This window comes from Rhodococcus tibetensis (assembly GCF_024438035.1).
GTDB lineage: Bacteria > Actinomycetota > Actinomycetes > Mycobacteriales > Mycobacteriaceae > Rhodococcus_F > Rhodococcus_F tibetensis.
On record NZ_JANFQF010000033.1, the window covers coordinates 1 to 16,417 of the forward strand.

A 16,417-nucleotide genomic window follows, 5' to 3' on the forward strand; every position below is an offset into this window, starting at 1 on the left:
CGTGCCACCCGGACGATCGCGGACACAAACTCTGGATCCATCGAAAACCCTGTTCCGCTCATCCCCGAGGATCCCAGGGATGAGCCGCTCAGTGTTCACGATGTCCTGAGACATCAAGTGTTCGCGATGTCCTGAGCACACACAGGAGTCCCTGCACTCGTTAACCACGCACGGGCGCGGAGCGCCTACGCGGGGCGGTCGCCACCTCGGCGCGGGCGGCGCCTGCGCGCGGGACGAAGAACGTGACGATCCCGCCCAGTACGGCGATGCCCGCGAACACGGAGAACGCCACCTGGCTGCTGATCCCGGCGCTGATGAGGGCGCCGCCGATCAGGGGTCCGAAGATTCCTCCCAGCCGGCCGAATCCGGCGCACCAGGCCACTCCGGCGGCGCGGGCGGACGTCGAGTAGTAGTTGGAGACGAAACCGTAGATCAGGACCTGGGTTCCGATGGTGCCCACTCCGGCGACCGCGACCGAAGCAAGCAGCACCGGGAGCGGGAGTCCGAGGGTGAGCAGGATCAGAGCGAGCGCGGCGAGGAAGAAGGTGGTGGCAACGACGCGCTGTGGGCCGATGCCGTCGGCGATCTTGGAGGCGATCAGACCGCCGATGATGGCGCCGCCATTGAGGACCAGCAGGAACGACAGTGAACCCTTGGCGTTGAAGCCGGCGTCTTCCATGATCTTCGGAAGCCACGTGTTGAGGCCGTAGGTGAGGAGGAGACCGGAGAAGCTCATCACACCGAGAAGGGCTGTTCCCCAGACATACCGGCGGGTCGCGAGCGCGGCGAATCCGACCTTCTCGACCGATGCCCGTTCCGCGGCGATCTCCTCGGCGTCGGGCATCGGGATACCCGTGTTCTCGCAGATGCGGCGTGCCTTGTCCTCGTGCCCGCGGGCGACGAGCCACTTCGGCGACTCCGGTAGCTTCATCAGGGCCAGCGGCAGCAGCGTGACGAGCGGAAGTGCGCCGATCCAGAAAAGGCCGCGCCAGCCGATCGCGTCACGCAGCACGATGGCGAGCAGAGATGCGAGTACGCCGCCGGCGGGGACGCCGCTGTACACGATGGCGTTGTACAGGTTGCGTTTTCCGGCTGGTGCGAACTCGGCCACCATGGCGCCGACGGTGGCGACGAGCCCGCCGACACCGATGCCGGTGAAGAACCGGAGCAGTCCGAAAGTCGTGATGCTCGTGGAGAGCGCCGCGAGCCCCATACCGACGGAGAACCACACGATGTTGATCAGCATCATCCGACGGCGGCCGAGATAGTCGCCGACCGCACCCGAGACCAGCGCACCGACCATCACACCGACGAGGGCGTAGGAGCCGAGGGCGCCGGCCTGGCCCGGCGAGATCGCCCCGAGTTGAGTGGGGTCGTCGAGCAATATGGGGAGGATGGTGCCGTAGACGACGAGGTCGTAGCCGTCGAAGACGATGGCGATCGTCGCGAGTGCGACGATCCACGTGACGGCCCTGCGATGTCGGGGGCTTGCCCAGTTGTCGGTGGTGGATGGGTTCATGGTGATCTCCGCTCGGTGGGTGTGACGGGGAACCGGGTCATGCTCGTAAGTGTGCTGTGTCACAATCGAATTCGAGTAAAGAAATGCCCCATCGGCGAGACGATGCAATGCGCCCCGCCGATGAGGCGGTCGAGATCTGTGAGCTGCTAGCCGAGGTCACCGCCGGCGACGGGCAGTACCGAGCCGGTGATGTAGGAGGCCTCGTCGGAGGCCAGGAAGACGATGGCCGCGGCCTGCTCGTCCAGCGTTCCGTACCGCTTCATCAGAGACGAGTAGACGGTCTGGTCCATGATCTGCTGATACCAGGCCTTCTCCTGATCGGTCTCCGCGCCGGGACCGCGGGGAACACGGCGAGCGGGCGCCTCGGTGCCGCCGGGTGCGGTGGCCACCACACGGATTCCGTACTGCGCGGCTTCGAGTGCGAGTGAAGCGGTCAGGGCGTTGACCCCGCCCTTCGACGCGGCGTAGGGCACGCGGTTCACACCCCGCGTGGCCACCGAGGACACGTTGACGATGGTGCCCGACTGCTGCGCGATCAGGTGTGGGAGGACGGCGCGGCACGTCCACAGTGTGGGGAACAGTGACCGCTGCACCTCCGCCTGGATTTGCTCGGCGGTGTAGTGCTCGTACGGCTTGGCCCAGATGGTGCCGCCGACGTTGTTGATCAACACGTCGATCCGGCCGTGCTGCTGCCGCGCCTCGTCGATCGCCGCCTCGGCGTCGGTGAACTGTTCCAGATCGGCGGTAATGCTGTGCGCCTCGGTGCCGTTCTCGCGCAACCCCTTCGCGACGTCATGGACGAGTTCGGCGCGGTCGATCAGGATCAGCGTCGCGCCCTCGGCCGCGAGTCGGGTGGCGACCGTCAGACCGATGCCCTGCGCTGCGCCGGTGACCGCGACGACCTTGCCGTCGAAGCGGTGCGGGGTGATGAGTCCGCTCATGCGACGGCGCTGCTCTCGATGGCGCGGCACATGGTGGCCTTCGCGTGTGCGCTGTGCTCGACGATCAGTTGCCGTGCAGAGTCGCGGTCGCCCTTGTCGAACGCAGCGACGATGTCGAGGTGCTCTTGCGGGATATGCTCGTCGACCCATCCGGAGTTGCGGAGAACCTTGCGCATCAGCTGGGTGACTTCGAGCCGGTTGTATGCCTCGAGTAGCACCTCGTTGCCGGTGCAGCGGAACAGAAATTCGTGGAAACGGAAGTTCGCGTCGGTGAAGGCGTCGGCGTCGGTGAAGTGGTCCTGGTCGATCGAGGCGCCGGACGTTTCGGCGAGGATGCGGTACTCGCCCAGCTGTTCCGGAGTCAGTCGGCCGATGGTGAGTTCGAGCGCGCCCAGCTCGAGTGCCATGCGGGCGTCGAACTGCGCGTCCGACTCGGACAGAGGCTGGTGTTCCTCGCCGATCTCGTACTCGGGGGCCGCCTCGACTGCGTCGGGGACCGGCTGTGCGGACACCTCGGACCCACTCGGCGTTGCCGCGTTGTTGAATTTCTCGAAGTAGAAGTTCGCCGGCGTGACGCCCTCCGCCTTCAAATGGTCGCGCACCGCCTCGACCATGGGCGGCGGACCGCACAGGTACACGTCCACATCGCCGTCGTTCAGGTGTGCGGGCTCGAACAGGCCGGTGACGTACCCCTTGTTCGGCGCACTGCTCGCCGGGTCGGACACGCAGTAGTCGAACGTGAACTGGGGCAGGGACTTCGTGTATGCCTCGAGCTTGTCCAGTTCCACCAGGTCCGCGTCGGACGAGACACCGTAGATCAGGTGCACCGGGTGCTCGGCGGCGTCGGTGCGCATCTTGTCGAGGATCGACAGCAGCGGGGCCAGCCCGGTGCCGCCGGCCAGCAGCAGGGCGCGACGCTTCTGCTCGCGAAGGAAGAAGCTTCCCATCGGGCCGGTGAACTCGAGCGTGTCGCCGACCTGTGCGCGGCTGCGCAGGTACTCCGACATGAGGCCGCCGTCGGTGATCTTGACCAGGAACGACAGTTCCTTCGACGTGGGTCCGGTGCTGAACGAGTACGAGCGCGTCGCTTCGGTCCCGGGAACGGTAATGTTCACGTACTGGCCGGGGAGGAAGACGAGGTCGTCCCGGTTCGTGATCTCGATCGTGAACCCGATGGTGGTGTCGGAGAACTTGCGGATCTCCGTGACCGTCGACGAGAACGTGCCCGCGGCAGTCTTGGCGACGTCGGACGTGGTCGGGATCTGCAGTACCAGATCGCTTTCCGGCATCATCTGGCACGGAAGGCAGTAACCCTGCTCCGCCTCTTCGTCGGTGAGCGCTTCCTCGATGTAATCGCCGCCGTCGTACGTACCGGATTCGCAGAGCGACTTGCAGGTGCCGCACGCCCCGTCTCGGCAGTCGAGGGGAATGTTGATGCGCGCGCGGTAGGACGCGTCGGCGACCGTCTCGTCGCCGTCACACTTGATGAAGCGGGTGATCCCGTCCTCGAAACTCAGTGCAACTTGGAAAGTCATGGAAAACAGCTCGATTCGCGAAGAATGGGGAAGAAATCAGATGTGGTAGATGTCGACCACGTGGTGGATGTAGTCGTTCTTGAGCACGACCTTCTTCTTCAGGATCAGAGGCTGCTCACCGGAGAAGTCGATGGTGTAGAACGAATTCCCGAAGTACGTGTCGACCGTGTTGTACCGGAAGTAGAGCGTGAACCAGTTGAACCGGACATCTACGACTTCGCCGCGACGGTCGATCACCTCGACGTTCGAGATGTTGTGACCGGTGCGGGGTTCCGGAAGGCTTGTTGCGCTGGACCGGTCGGTCTTGATGCGGAACACCCGGTCCTCGATGCCGCCACGGTTGGCGTAGTAGATCAGGGAGATCTCGGTCATCGGGTCGGTGGTCAGTTCACCGTCGTCGGCCCACGCCGGCATCCAGAACTCGGAGTCGGGGTGATAGCACTCGATCCACTTCTCGAACTCGCGGTCGTCGAGGTAGCGGGCCTCCCGGTAGAGGAACTGCTCGATATCGTTCTGGGTGACAGTGGTTTCAGCTACTGCGGTCATGTCTCTCGTCTCCCTCAGCGGTTGTTCGCGGCAACGTCGGCGTCGAGCGCCTTGGTGAGCGCTTGCACCCAGTAGCCGTGCTGGATCGGGTAGAGGCCCTCGTCCTCGGTCTTCACACCACTGGAGATGGGGTTGATGCCGATCTTCTTCGCGTCCTCGTCGGGGCCCTGGAGTTGGTGGGTGACACCGCGGCTGAGGTCGTTGAACGGTGCGGCGCCGGCCTGGTACGTCTTCTGGCAGGAGCGGAACTCCTCGAGATCGTCCGGGGTGGCCATGCCGGTGGCGTTGAAAAAGTCCTCGTACTGGCGGATGCGGGCGGCGCGTGCCGTCCGGCTCTCACCCTTGGGGGCGATGCAGTAGATGGTGACCTCGGTCTTGTCGACGGAGATCGGACGGAAATGCCGGATCTGCGAACCGAACTGGTCCATCAGATACACGTTCGGGTACAGGCACAGGTTGCGCGAAACCCCGATCATCCAGTCGGCACGGTCCTCGCCGTACTCGGCAACGAGTTCGTCGCGGCGCTCGTTGAGCGGTCGGTTGGCGGGGTCGGCCCATTTGGTCCACAGCAGCAGGTGACCGTTGTCGAACGAGTAGTACCCGCCCTGCTGCTTCGACCACTTGCCGGCGTCCATCGCCTTCGTGGTGTTGGTGGACTCGCCGGACTCGCGGCGCGACGTGGTAGCGGCGTAGTTCCAGTGGGTGGCGGACACGTGGTAACCGTCGGCGCCGTTCTCGGTTTGCAGCTTCCAGTTGCCGTCGTAGGTGTAGGTGGACGCGCCGCGCAGCACCTCGAGGCCGTCGGGCGACTGGTCGACGATCATGTCGATGATCTTCGTGGTGTCGCCGAGGTGTTCCTCGAGCGGCGGGACATCGGGGTTGAGGCTGCCGAACAGGAATCCGCGGTAGTTCTCGAACCGCGCGACCTTGGTGAGGTCGTGGGAGCCGTCCTTGTTGAACTGTTCCGGATAGCCGGCGTCACGCGGGTCCTTGACCTTGAGGAGCTTGCCGGAATTGTTGAACGTCCAGCCGTGGAACGGGCAGGTGAACGTGGTCCGGTTGTCCGTCTTGCGGCGGCAGAGCATGGCGCCGCGGTGGCTGCACGCGTTCACCAGGGCGTTGAGCTCGCCCTCCTTGTTCCGGGAGATGACGATCGGCTGGCGACCCATGTACGTGGTGAAGTAGTCGCCGACGTTCGGGACCTGGCTCTCGTGGGCCAGGTAGATCCAGTTGCCCTCGAAGATGTGCTTCATCTCGAGTTCGAACAGGTCCTCGTTCGTAAAGACGCTGCGTCGCACCTGGTAGCGACCGGTTTCCGCGTCCTCGATGAGCGCGTCGGCCAGCTTGGCGCGCACGTCGTCGGACGGCGCTGTGTACAGGGTTTCAGTCATGGGATCCTCCAAGATCTCCGGGGGCTTGCGCCCTGCGAGGGCGCCCGGGTCCGGCAATGAATTCCACTCTTGCAGCCTGTGCGCTGCATCACACTAGGCATTTGCCGAGTACTGGCTAGGACGTGTTCGGCATGCGCACACCGGGGACACGGCCCCCGGCGTGCGCGACTATCAGACGGCGGGCGTGAACTTCTCCCGGAAGATCCGACGCGGAGCCATGCGCCGGCGCTTGAACGTCTTGACGCCGGCGTCGACCATGGCGGTCGGCTTCCTCGCGCACGCCGTGATACAGGTGAATCGTGCGGTCGGGTTCAGTCGTAGGCGCCTGGAGAGCTATCGATTTCATTGGCGCCAGGCCGGTTCCGCCGCCGAGTAGAATCATCGGTCCGTCATCGTCGGTGTCGAGGCAGAAGTCACCGAGCGGACCCACCATGTCGACTTGATCACCCACCCCTAACGGCCTGAAGATCCAGTTGTCGGTGGCCATCCCGCCCGGCTGGCGGCGGATGTGGAATGAACGACGACCCGGCCCGCGCGTGGACGGCGGCGGACATGGCCCAGCTGGCCGGTACGGGCGTGCGGCGACTGCAGGAAGGGTTTCGCGAGGTACATCGGGCGCAGCCCGTCCGAATGCCTCCTCGACATCCGCCTGAGTCGCGCCGACGCCGACCTGCGGGTTCTCCGCCGCGTACCGCCGGCGGTACGGCAAATCCCCGTCAGAGCTGATTCGCTTCTGACGGGGATTGCGCGGGTGTGCGGTTACTTGTTACCGAAGTACGAGACGTCCTCGTTGCCGATGAGGTCGGGCACCGTCCAGCCGTCGAGGTCGTATTCGGCGAGGCACTGCTCGGCGAGGCCCTTCATGGAGGCGACGTCACCACGGTTCTCGGCGGCGAACAGCAGCTCCGCCTTGACGTTTTCGTGGTTGCCGGAGTAGTTCCGCTCGTAGAGTTCGTGGCGGCCGCCGAATTCGCTGCCGATCGAATCCCACAGGGCCTTCATGATCTTCACCCGCTCGACGGCGGTCATGCCGTCCGAGCCGCGGACGTACTTGTCGAGGTACGGGCGCACATCGGGTGACTTGAAGTCCTCCGCCGAGGACGGCAGATAGATCAGCCCGGACGCCACGTCCTGTTCGATGATCTCCTTGATGCGGGGGTAGCCCTGGATCATGAACATGCGGTAGGTGAGGCCGTATTCGAGCTTGGGAATGACGGTGTCGCCGATCCAGGGCTCGGGGTTGCGGGCCATGGATTCGGTGAGTGACCAGAACAGGTTTCGCCAGCCGATCACTTCACCGACGCGGGTCTGCACCCCTCGGAAACCGCCGGCGCCGGTGGCGTCGAGGGCCTTCATCAGCATGCCGGCGATGAAGTCGAGCTTCACCGCCAGGCGGGTGCAGCCCTGGAAGGTGAAGCGGGGCAGGAAGCCCGACTGCGGGAAGAAGCCGTTGATCTTGTCGACGTCGCCGTACATGAAAACGTTCTCCCATGGCACGAGGACCTTGTCGAAGATGAAGATGGTGTCGTTCTCATCCATCCGGCTAGACAGCGGGTAGTCGAAAGGGGTGCCCATCACCGCGGCGTTCTGGGTGAAGGAGGACCGGCAGATCAGTTTCACTCCCGGCGCGTCCATCGGCACCGTGCAGATGAGCGCAAATTCCTTTTTCTTGATCGGCAGGCCGTAATGGGCGATGAAGTTGTAATTGGTGATCGCCGACCCGGTCGCGACCACCTTGGCGCCGGAGACGATGAGGCCGGCGTCGGTTTCCTTCTCCACTTTCATGAAGACGTCGCCGACTTCGTCCGGGGGCAGCTGCCGGTCGACGGGTGGGTTGATGATCGCGTGGTTCCAGTACAGGACCTTTTCCTGCGATTCCTTGTACCAGCGTTCGGCGTTGGCCTGGAAAGGGGAGTACAGCTCCTTGTTCGCATGGAGGGTGCCGAGGAAGGAGGCCTTGTAGTCGGGGGACCGGCCCATCCATCCGTAGGTCATCCGCGCCCAGGTGGCGATGGCGTCGCGCTCTTTCAGGAGATCGTCCGAGGAAGTCGGCGCCTTGAAGAACGGCATGGTGACCCCGCCGTTGCCGGTGTCGGTGGGGGTGGTGACCTTGTCGACGTGCTCACCGGTGTGCATCGAGTCGTAGAGACGCGCAGTCATGCGGATCGGGTTGCGGAACGCCGGGTGGGTGGTGACGTCCTCGACGCGCTCACCATGTAGCCAGATCTCCCGGTCGTCGCGCAACGATTCGATGTACTCGTCGCCGGTCATCGGGCGCGACGCGAAGTTCTCGGCGCGGTTTGCCTCGCTGTCGGCGGCAACGTTGACCTTGCTGCGGTCGACGGTGGTGTCGGGGGCGGATTCGGTGGTAGTCATCGACATGGCCTTTCTTCGGAGATCGCGATCAGGAGAGGGTTTGGAGGTGGAACGGTGTGAACGAAGTGGTGGCGTCGAACCATCCGCTGTGGGGGTCGTCCATAGAGCCGTTCCAGGCGGCGGACGCCGACGGCGCGCCCAGGTCGTGGAATGTACTGCGGTAGAACAGCAACGGATCCTTGCCGGTGGTATGGGCGTCGACGATCTCGCCGATGAAGATGAGGTGGTCACCGCCGTCGTACTCGGCCCACGGCGTGCACGACAACGTTGCGGCCGAGCCGCAGAGGACGGGCGCCGTGGGGCCTTCCGTCCACACCGGTGGCGGCTCCTGCGGTCGGCCCGCGAAATGCAGTGCGGTGTCGACCTGGTCGGCGGCAAGGATGTTCACCGCAAAGGGCGCGTCGCTGAGGTAGCGGCACGCCTTCGACTTTCGGGTCAGCGTCACCTGGCACAGCCGTGGCTCGAGGGACACGGCGGTGAAGGCGGTGACGGTGGCCCCGTGTGGTTCGCCGTCGGAGTTGCTGCACGTGATGACAGTGACTCCGCTGGCGAACTGCCCGAAGATGTTCCGGAGTTCGCGCTGCTCCATGATCGGAGCCTCCCTTCGTGTCGGGGCGCTGATGCGGTGAATACGAAGTTACGTCCGGGCCTCAGGCGCGTCGATCCGCTGAGCGAGGTGCCGATCCGCTTTGCGCAGTGACTCGGATCACGACGGAAATTGCGTTCGATGGTGTCCGCGGTCACACTGGTGCCATGTCGACCACGTCCAAGCTCGTCTGTCCCGGAGATTGGGACGAGGCGTCGCACGTGGTGTCGGATGTCTACTTCCCGCACCGACTGACCCCGCTGAGCAGAGAGGACGCCGGCAATACGGTCGCGGAAGCCGTGGAATTGGGCCCGGTGAAGATCACTCACATCTCGTGGGGAGCCGACGTGTCGATCCGGTCGGAACACCCAGGGGCATACGCGGTGAACGTGCCGTTGTCAGGACACCTGGAGTCGGTAACCGGTAAGAACGAGGTGTCGTCAGTGCCCGGGTCTGGGACCATCTGCCCACCCGACACCACCACGCTCATCACGGACTGGAGCAAGGACTGCTCGATCATCGGGGTGCGGGTCGACCGTGACTACCTGCACCGGGAGATGGCGCGGATCCTGGCGCGGCCCGGACTGCGCCTGCCACCACAATTGGATCTGACCAGTGAAAACGGGGCCAGCTGGTTGGTGCTCGTGCGGTCACTTCTCGATCAGATGTTGCGTTCGGGCGGTGTCTACGCCAACCCCTTCGTCGCCGAGCAGCTGTCGGGGGCGGTCACCACGGCACTCGTCCTGGCGGCCATTCCGGACGACGAGACGGCCGGTGGCGGTACCCGGCCGCGCATCGTCAAGCGGGTGATCGACGAGATCCACTCCGACCCCGCGCGCGCCTGGACGGCGGCCGAGATGGCGGAGATCGCCGGTGTCGGGATCCGGCGACTGCAGGAGGGGTTCCAGGAGTACGTGGGGGTGAGCCCCCGCGACTACCTGCTCGACGTGCGTCTCGAACGTGTCCATGCCGACCTGCTCCGCGCGGACACCTCGGCCACCATCTCTGATGTCGCGATGCGGTGGGGATTCACCCATACCGGCCGGTTCGCGGCGGCGTTCCGGAAGAAGTACGGTTCGGCGCCGTCGGACGTGCTGCGCGGCTGACGGCGACGCCTCGTCGGTCGCTGTCCGGCACGGTTACGCCAGGGCGCCGATCCGGGCCCGGTCCCGCAGGGCGATGAGTTCCCGGGCGTGGGCCTCGAGCCCTCGATCCTCTTCGGACTGCGGATCCCATTGGCGCACTTGGGTTGCCGCGCCGTCCCCGTCGACGGCTGCGACGACGGTGAGGCAATGGGTGGTCAGGTTCATCTCGCCCGTGCGCGGATCACCCGACCGCACATGCACCGAGATGTGCATGGTCTGCGCTCCGGTGTGGAGCAGTCGGGCATCGACCTCGACGACGTGCCCGATCTGGATCGGCCGGTAGAACCGGACCCCACCGGCATATACCGAGACGCACGGGCCGCCGCTCCATGCGGTACCGCAGAGATAGGCGGCCTCATCGATCCAGCGCATGACCGTGCCGCCGTGGGTCTTGCCGCCCCAGTTGACGTCGGTGGGCGCCGCGAGGAACCGCATGACCGACACGGGTGCCGTTCCGCTGTCGGTGTACACCTGCCTGCTCATCGCCTCTTCGATGTCGGCGCGAAGCGCTATTCGCATGATCGCCTCGTCGGCCTCCGCGCGGTCCTCGTCGGTGACGGGCTGCCAGGGAGGGACGCTTGTCGGCTTACCGGAATCGTCAACCGCCACGAAAATCACCAGGCAGTTACTGGCCTCCGTGAACTCACCGGTACGCGGATCAGCAGAGGACACCGTGCACTGGATGTGCATGCTCGAGCGGCCCGTATGCACCAGCCTCGCCTCGACTTCCACCAGGTGACCGGACTCGATCGACCTGGTGAAGCGGATATTTCCCACGTAGGCGGTGACGCAGTAGCCACCACTCCAGCCGACCGCGCACGCGTAGGCGGCCTTGTCGATCCACTCGAGGATGCGTCCACCCTGGATCGATCCGCCGAGGGTCGCCACCTCCGTGGGTGCGGCCAGAAAGCGGAGAGTGATGCTGCGGGGAGGGGTGTTCATCGGTGACGTCCTCGGGAAGTCGATGTGGCCGGCACGAGGGCGCGAACCGGGGACGGCGAAACGTCGTTGTCCGCCGGTGGCGGGGAAATTATCCCACAGATGTACCGGGCCGACCCGTCCTCGATGTGAACGGACCGAGGTTGACGAATGCATGTGACCACGCGCACACTCGTCCACGACCGCAAAGCGTTCTTAATGTACGCAAAGCGTACGGGAGGGATCGGAACAGGTGATGACCTCAACGTCGACGACGACCGCACCTCACGTGGACCAGGCAGGCCTCGACCACGTCGACCGGGAGTTCTACCTCCCCGCGCAGCGAGTGCTGCCCTGGAACGCCAACCTCGCGGCACTCCCCGGCGAGCCGGGAACTCCGCTCCGCATCGCGGGGGTCGTGCGCTCACGCGACGGCGAACCACTGTCGGGGGCGGAGCTCGAGATCTGGCACGCGGACGCCGACGGCTGCTACTCCGGGTACTCCGTCGAAATTCTGCGCAACAACCTGCGCGGCATCGTCGTCACCTGTACCGGGGGCCGCTTCGATATCACGACCGTGCAGCCCGCACCCTGTGAATTCTCCAGCGCCCGAGGCGAAGCCGATGTCGGTCACATCAACGTGGTCGTGCATGCGCGCGGTTTCCGCTCACTCGAGACGCGCCTGGTGCCGGCGCCGCGCGCATCGCGTGAGGTCGGCGCGTCCGCCGTCGAGTCGCTCGTCGACCTGAGTGTCGGCGGAGAAGTCTCCTGCGACTTCGTGCTCGACCCGGTGTAACCGGAATGCGGACGTCAGCCCGCGAATCCCATGTCGGAGCTGAGTGCGGCCGCGGCGGCGAGAACGCTCGGCACGGCCTGTTCCCGGAACTGCGCGGGGGTGTTGCGCGCAGACGAGGTGGAGCAGGCCACCACTCCCACGACGGAGCCCGCCGCGTCCCGGACCGGGGCGGCCAGCGAGATCAGCCCCTTCTCCAGCTCCTCGGAGGTCAGCGCGAACCCCTGCTCGCGGACCTTGGCGAGTTCCCGCTCGAGTTCGGCTGCCGTGCCGATGGTTTCGGGTCCGAGCTTGGCGAACGTGGACTCCGCGACCACCCGATCGACGACGTCGGACGGCGCCCACGCGAGCAGTGCGCGTCCCATCGACGTGGCATATGCGGGGACGCGGGTGCCCACCGAGACGTTGATGCTCATGATCCGGCGGACGGGAACCCGCGCTGCGTAGACCACGTCGGCGCCGTCGAGTACGCCGAGCGACGCGGACTCCTGGGTCTTCTCGGCCACCTCGAGCAGTCGGGGCATCGCGGCCTCGATCAGTGCGTGCGACTCCGAGTAGTGCTGTCCGATGCTGAGCACGCGAGGGGTGAGCGACCACCGGCCTCCCGAGCCGGCGACGTACCCCAGCTTCTGCAGGGTGAGCAGGATCCGGCGGACGGCGGGGCGCGACAGTCCCGCTTCCGTGGCGAGTTCGGCGAGCGTCGGGTTCGGACGCTGCGCGTCGAACGCGAGGAGCACTGCGAACCCGCGCTCGATGCTCTGGATGTAATCGCGATCGCTCTCGGTCATTGCGGCCTCCACCAGCGATTCGTGTGCGTCTTCGGACTCGGGGTTGACATTTCAATGTGACTGCGCGCACAGTAGTGATGTACGCACTGCGTGACTGTAGTACGCACAGCGTACAGATGCAAGACCCTCGGCGTGTGAACATCCACCGCGTCGCCCAAAACTCGATATCAGCCCAACCCGCTCCCCTCCCAGCCCAAGGAGAAATAGATGACCACCACCGAGAGCCCCACCGCCGCCGGATCCGGCTCCGCCGCCACCGACAAGTTCAAGGCCGAGCGCGTCACCGCCGACACCTCGCCGGAGCGGCTCGCGGCCATCGCCAAGGATGCACTCGGCGCACTCAACGATGTGATCCTGAAGCACGGCGTCACCTACCCCGAGTACCGCGTGTTCAAGCAGTGGCTTATCGACGTCGGCGAGGGCGGCGAGTGGCCGCTGTTCCTCGACGTGTTCATCGAACATTCCGTCGAAGAGGTCCTCGCCCGCAGCCGCAAGGGCACCAAAGGCAGCATCGAGGGCCCGTACTACATCGCCGGTTCGCCGGAACTGCCCTCCAAGTGCACCCTGCCAATGCGTCCCGAGGACGAGGAGATTACCCCGCTCGTCTTCTCCGGCCAGGTCACCGACCTCGAGGGCAACGGCCTCGCCGGCGCGAAGGTCGAACTGTGGCACGCCGACAACGACGGCTACTACTCGCAGTTCGCTCCGCACCTGCCCGAGTGGAACCTGCGCGGCACCATCATCGCCGACGAAGAGGGGCGCTACGAGATCACCACGATCCAGCCCGCGCCGTACCAGATCCCGACCGACGGCCCGACCGGTCAGTTCATCGAGGCGCAGAACGGTCACCCGTGGCGTCCCGCGCATCTGCACCTCATCGTGTCGGCGCCGGGCAAGGAGTCGGTGACCACGCAGCTGTACTTCAAGGGCGGCGAGTGGATCGACAGCGACGTCGCGTCGGCGACCAAGCCCGAGCTCATCCTCGACCCGAAGACCGGTGACGACGGCAAGAACTACGTCACCTACAACTTCGTGCTCGACCCCGCGTGACCCGTTCCACCCGTAGAGAAAGTGATCCGATGACCGACCTGTCGATCGTCTCCGTCGAAACGACGATCCTCGATGTGCCGTTGGTGCGTCCCCACAAGTTCGCCACCACGTCGATGACGGCGCAGCCGCTGCTGCTCGTCGCCGTCACGACCGCGGGCGGCGTGACCGGCTACGGCGAGGGCGTCGTCCCCGGCGGCCCGTGGTGGGGCGGCGAATCGGTGGAGACGATGCAGGCGATCGTCGAGAAGTACATCGTCCCGGTCCTGCTGGGGCGGGGTGTCGACGAGATCACCGGCATCATGTCGGACATCGAAAGAGTAGTAGCGAATGCACGTTTTGCGAAGGCCGCCGTCGACGTCGCGTTGCACGACGCCTGGGCTCGCAGCCTGGGCGTGCCTGTGCACACGCTGCTCGGCGGCGCCTTTCGGAAGGGTGTCGACGTCACGTGGGCCCTCGGGGCCGCACCCGCCGAGGAGATCATCGAGGAGGCCCTCGGCCTCGTCGAGTCGAAGCGGCACTTCAGTTTCAAGCTGAAGATGGGTGCGCTCGATCCCGAGGTCGACACTGCGCGGGTGGTCCGGATCGCCCAGGCTCTGCAGGGCAAGGCCGGCGTCCGCATCGACGTCAACGCCCGCTGGGACAGGCTCACCGCGCTGAAGTACGTGCCCCGCCTCGTCGAAGGCGGCGTCGAACTGATCGAGCAGCCCACGCCCGGTGAGCAGCTCGAGGTCCTCGCCGAGCTCAACCGCCTCGTCCCCGTTCCGGTGATGGCGGACGAGAGCGTGCAGACTCCGCACGACGCCCTCGAGGTCGCACGCCGCGGCGCCGCGGACGTCATCGCCGTGAAAACCACCAAGTGCGGCGGCCTGAAGAAGAGCCGCGAGGTGGTCGCGATCGCCAAGGCAGCCGGAATCGCCTGTCACGGAGCCACGTCCATCGAAGGCCCAATCGGAACCGCGGCGTCCATCCACTTCGCCTGCTCGGAGCCCGGCATCGACTTCGGTTCCGAACTGTTCGGACCGCTGCTGTTCAGCGAGGAGTTGCTACAGGAACCGATCCGCTACGCCGACGGCCAGGTGTTCCTGCCCGAAGGGCCCGGCCTCGGAATCGAGCTCAACATGGACGCAGTCAAGACCTGGACCAGGAACTAAGGAGAACACCACCCGATGGCACTCTTTCACGTCCGCATGGACGTCGCCATTCCCCGTGACCTCGACCCGACGGTCCGGGACGAAACCATCGCCAAGGAGAAGGCGTACTCGCAGGAGCTGCAGCGCTCCGGTAAGTGGCCCGAGATCTGGCGGATCGTCGGAAAGTACAGCAACATCAGCATCTTCGACGTCGAATCGGCCGACGAACTGCACGAGATCCTGTGGAACCTGCCGCTGTTCCCCTACATGGACATCGAGATCACCGCGCTCACCCGGCACGGTTCCGACATCAAGTAGGCGGCTTCGCCGCCCGTGCGCGGTTAGCGAGTCTCTGGACTCGTCAACCGCTCACGGGCGCGGAGCGCCTGCGAGGAGCTGGTCGACGGCGCGTACGCTGAGGACGTGGTCGAGCGCCATGGTGGCGCTGCCGACCACTCCGGACAGCTCTCCGTGCGTCCAGGGCAAAATCTGTAGTTGTTGCGTGGCAACGGCGATCGCGTTTCCGTAGAGAGTTTCGCGTAGGCCGGCGACGAACGTGTCGTAGGCCTGCGCCATGTCGCCGCCGACGATCACGACCTCCGGGTTGAGGAGGTTGATCGCGCCCGACAGGACCTCGCCGATCTGCCGTCCGCTCTCACGGATCATCCGCCGGGCCTCGGCGTCGCCCGCGAGCGCCAGCGTGATCACGTCACGGATGTGGGTGACGTCGCGCCCCTGCTTCTGAAGGTTGCGAACCAGCGCCCACCCACCCGCGACGGCCTCGATGCATCCGACATCACCGCAGCGGCACACCACTCCTTGTGCCGCTGCGGTTTTCGTGTGCCCGATCTCGCCCGCCGCGCCGAGGGCGCCCCGCTGGAGCACGCCACCGGACACGAGCCCCGCGCCCAGCCCGGTCGATGCCTTGATGAGCAGCATGTCGGCGAAGTCGCGGCGTTCTCCGCGCCGCTCCGCCAGCACCATGACGTTGGCGTCGTTGTCGACGAAGACCGGTGCGTCGGTGACGTCGGTGAGGAACGGCTGGAGGGGGACGCCGTCCCAGCCCGACATCATGGGGGAGTTCAGGCTGCACCCGCGTTCGGTGTCGACGGTTCCGGGGAGGCTGATCCCGATCCCGACTGTCCGTCCCGCGGTCTCGCCCAGACTCTCGCGCAGTGCGATGAGGCGTTGCGCGATGACGGGCATCAGCTCGGCCGGGCTGGTGCCGATCTCCTGCTCCACGTCCTCGGCGACGATGACGTCGCCTGCGAGGTCGCAGATGGCCAGCTGGGTGCGGCTCCGGCCGATGGCCGCCGACAGCACGACACCCGCCTGCACATGAAACGAGAGCTTCACCGGCGGGCGACCGCCGGTCGAGACGCCCTCCTCGCGTTCGACGACGAGCCCTGACGCCTGCAGCGAGGACACCCGGGCCGCCACAGCGGTGCGGGAGAGGCCCGTGAGATTCCCGATCTCGGTCCGGGTGGTGGCTTGCCCGTCGCGGATCAGCGCGAAGACGTCGCCGCCCGTCGCCGGGGAGGTGGTCGATCGAGGCGTCGTCCGCATGCTGGCCATTCAACCAACCCGGACACGCGTCTGACAACGTAAGCATCGGATCTTTGTTCGCCGAAATACTTAAGTGTGTATTGATCAAAAGCCAAAGGTCGCCTACTGTCGTCTGTGACGGCCCACACATCCG

Annotated in this window: 15 protein-coding genes and 2 pseudogenes; 6 read left to right on the forward strand and 11 right to left on the reverse strand. The window is 65.6% G+C overall.

The genetic code is table 11. The features are described 5' to 3' along the window. Positions 1-160: 160 nt before the first annotated feature. The 6 genes and pseudogenes from NOF53_RS26005 to NOF53_RS26030 all read right to left on the reverse strand — a co-directional run. Positions 161-1,519, reverse strand: coding sequence for an MFS transporter (locus tag NOF53_RS26005; protein WP_255974318.1), 1,359 nt, complete (start codon positions 1,517-1,519; stop codon positions 161-163). 146 nt (positions 1,520-1,665) lie between these two features. Continuing rightward, complete coding sequence (locus NOF53_RS26010; RefSeq protein ID WP_255974320.1) at positions 1,666-2,460, reverse strand: 1,6-dihydroxycyclohexa-2,4-diene-1-carboxylate dehydrogenase; 795 nt, start codon at positions 2,458-2,460, stop codon at positions 1,666-1,668. Continuing rightward, positions 2,457-3,995: a benzoate 1,2-dioxygenase electron transfer component BenC gene (benC, locus tag NOF53_RS26015; protein WP_255974322.1), complete on the reverse strand. Its 1,539-nt coding sequence runs from the start codon at positions 3,993-3,995 to the stop codon at positions 2,457-2,459. The genes NOF53_RS26010 and benC overlap by 4 nt, the downstream gene beginning before the upstream one ends. 36 nt (positions 3,996-4,031) lie before the next feature. After that, the gene (gene benB / locus NOF53_RS26020; RefSeq protein WP_255974324.1) at positions 4,032-4,541 is read right to left on the reverse strand and encodes a benzoate 1,2-dioxygenase small subunit; all 510 of its coding nucleotides are present in this window, start codon (positions 4,539-4,541) and stop codon (positions 4,032-4,034) included. 14 nt (positions 4,542-4,555) lie between these two features. After that, a complete protein-coding gene (gene benA, locus NOF53_RS26025) occupies positions 4,556-5,932 on the reverse strand; it encodes a benzoate 1,2-dioxygenase large subunit (protein ID WP_255974326.1) in 1,377 nt (458 codons plus the stop codon). A 171-nt stretch (positions 5,933-6,103) separates the two neighbouring features. Then, positions 6,104-6,446, reverse strand: a pseudogene (locus NOF53_RS26030) (ferredoxin reductase domain-containing protein); the annotation flags it as partial. Here NOF53_RS26030 and NOF53_RS26035 point away from each other — a divergent pair. Then, positions 6,443-6,669: pseudogene (locus tag NOF53_RS26035) on the forward strand (helix-turn-helix transcriptional regulator); the annotation flags it as partial. The pseudogenes NOF53_RS26030 and NOF53_RS26035 overlap by 4 nt on opposite strands. A gap of 22 nt (positions 6,670-6,691) precedes the next feature. Here the strand turns inward: NOF53_RS26035 and NOF53_RS26040 are convergent. Both NOF53_RS26040 and NOF53_RS26045 read right to left on the reverse strand, forming a co-directional pair. After that, on the reverse strand, positions 6,692-8,308 hold the full coding sequence (locus NOF53_RS26040; RefSeq protein WP_255974328.1) for a 4-hydroxyphenylacetate 3-hydroxylase family protein: 1,617 nt from the start codon (positions 8,306-8,308) through the stop codon (positions 6,692-6,694). Between the two features lie 28 nt (positions 8,309-8,336). Continuing rightward, entirely contained in the window at positions 8,337-8,897 is a 561-nt protein-coding gene (locus tag NOF53_RS26045) for a flavin reductase family protein (RefSeq protein WP_255974330.1), read from the reverse strand. 164 nt (positions 8,898-9,061) lie between these two features. Between NOF53_RS26045 and NOF53_RS26050 the strand changes: the two genes are divergently transcribed. Then, positions 9,062-10,000, forward strand: a complete 939-nt coding sequence (locus NOF53_RS26050; RefSeq protein ID WP_255974332.1) for an AraC family transcriptional regulator — start codon at positions 9,062-9,064, stop codon at positions 9,998-10,000. A gap of 33 nt (positions 10,001-10,033) precedes the next feature. Here the strand turns inward: NOF53_RS26050 and NOF53_RS26055 are convergent, their stop codons facing one another. Next, entirely contained in the window at positions 10,034-10,981 is a 948-nt protein-coding gene (locus NOF53_RS26055) for an acyl-CoA thioesterase (protein ID WP_255974334.1), read from the reverse strand. Positions 10,982-11,213: 232 nt separating this feature from the next. Here NOF53_RS26055 and NOF53_RS26060 point away from each other — a divergent pair, with 232 nt between their 5' ends. Further along, positions 11,214-11,753: a dioxygenase family protein gene (locus tag NOF53_RS26060; RefSeq protein ID WP_255974336.1), complete on the forward strand. Its 540-nt coding sequence runs from the start codon at positions 11,214-11,216 to the stop codon at positions 11,751-11,753. Between the two features lie 14 nt (positions 11,754-11,767). Here the strand turns inward: NOF53_RS26060 and NOF53_RS26065 are convergent, their stop codons facing one another. Then, entirely contained in the window at positions 11,768-12,538 is a 771-nt protein-coding gene (locus tag NOF53_RS26065) for an IclR family transcriptional regulator domain-containing protein (protein ID WP_255974339.1), read from the reverse strand. Between the two features lie 207 nt (positions 12,539-12,745). Between NOF53_RS26065 and catA the strand changes: the two genes are divergently transcribed. Genes catA through catC form a run of 3 tightly spaced genes read left to right on the forward strand, consistent with a single transcriptional unit; the run spans position 12,746 to position 15,036 of the window. Then, entirely contained in the window at positions 12,746-13,588 is an 843-nt protein-coding gene (gene catA, locus NOF53_RS26070; protein ID WP_255974342.1) for a catechol 1,2-dioxygenase, read from the forward strand. 29 nt (positions 13,589-13,617) lie between these two features. Next, entirely contained in the window at positions 13,618-14,739 is a 1,122-nt protein-coding gene (locus tag NOF53_RS26075) for a muconate/chloromuconate family cycloisomerase (RefSeq protein WP_255974345.1), read from the forward strand. Positions 14,740-14,754: 15 nt separating this feature from the next. Continuing rightward, positions 14,755-15,036: a muconolactone Delta-isomerase gene (catC, locus tag NOF53_RS26080; RefSeq protein ID WP_255974348.1), complete on the forward strand. Its 282-nt coding sequence runs from the start codon at positions 14,755-14,757 to the stop codon at positions 15,034-15,036. Between the two features lie 51 nt (positions 15,037-15,087). Here catC and NOF53_RS26085 read toward each other — a convergent pair whose 3' ends face one another. Beyond that, positions 15,088-16,293: an ROK family transcriptional regulator gene (locus tag NOF53_RS26085; RefSeq protein ID WP_374212677.1), complete on the reverse strand. Its 1,206-nt coding sequence runs from the start codon at positions 16,291-16,293 to the stop codon at positions 15,088-15,090. Positions 16,294-16,417 lie beyond the last annotated feature (124 nt).

What these genes read in the sequence shown, in the direction of transcription:
- catC (WP_255974348.1), top strand. Translation starts at nt 14,755, where the DNA reads ATGGCACTCTTTCACGTCCGCATGGACGTCGCCATTCCCCGTGACCTC.
- NOF53_RS26060 (WP_255974336.1), top strand. Translation starts at nt 11,214, where the DNA reads ATGACCTCAACGTCGACGACGACCGCACCTCACGTGGACCAGGCAGGC.
- NOF53_RS26075 (WP_255974345.1), top strand. Translation starts at nt 13,618, where the DNA reads ATGACCGACCTGTCGATCGTCTCCGTCGAAACGACGATCCTCGATGTG.
- NOF53_RS26085 (WP_374212677.1), bottom strand. Translation starts at nt 16,293, where the DNA reads ATGGCCAGCATGCGGACGACGCCTCGATCGACCACCTCCCCGGCGACG.
- NOF53_RS26050 (WP_255974332.1), top strand. Translation starts at nt 9,062, where the DNA reads ATGTCGACCACGTCCAAGCTCGTCTGTCCCGGAGATTGGGACGAGGCG.
- NOF53_RS26040 (WP_255974328.1), bottom strand. Translation starts at nt 8,308, where the DNA reads ATGACTACCACCGAATCCGCCCCCGACACCACCGTCGACCGCAGCAAG.
- benB (WP_255974324.1), bottom strand. Translation starts at nt 4,541, where the DNA reads ATGACCGCAGTAGCTGAAACCACTGTCACCCAGAACGATATCGAGCAG.
- benC (WP_255974322.1), bottom strand. Translation starts at nt 3,995, where the DNA reads ATGACTTTCCAAGTTGCACTGAGTTTCGAGGACGGGATCACCCGCTTC.
- benA (WP_255974326.1), bottom strand. Translation starts at nt 5,932, where the DNA reads ATGACTGAAACCCTGTACACAGCGCCGTCCGACGACGTGCGCGCCAAG.
- NOF53_RS26065 (WP_255974339.1), bottom strand. Translation starts at nt 12,538, where the DNA reads ATGACCGAGAGCGATCGCGATTACATCCAGAGCATCGAGCGCGGGTTC.
- NOF53_RS26010 (WP_255974320.1), bottom strand. Translation starts at nt 2,460, where the DNA reads ATGAGCGGACTCATCACCCCGCACCGCTTCGACGGCAAGGTCGTCGCG.
- catA (WP_255974342.1), top strand. Translation starts at nt 12,746, where the DNA reads ATGACCACCACCGAGAGCCCCACCGCCGCCGGATCCGGCTCCGCCGCC.
- NOF53_RS26055 (WP_255974334.1), bottom strand. Translation starts at nt 10,981, where the DNA reads ATGAACACCCCTCCCCGCAGCATCACTCTCCGCTTTCTGGCCGCACCC.
- NOF53_RS26045 (WP_255974330.1), bottom strand. Translation starts at nt 8,897, where the DNA reads ATGGAGCAGCGCGAACTCCGGAACATCTTCGGGCAGTTCGCCAGCGGA.
- NOF53_RS26005 (WP_255974318.1), bottom strand. Translation starts at nt 1,519, where the DNA reads ATGAACCCATCCACCACCGACAACTGGGCAAGCCCCCGACATCGCAGG.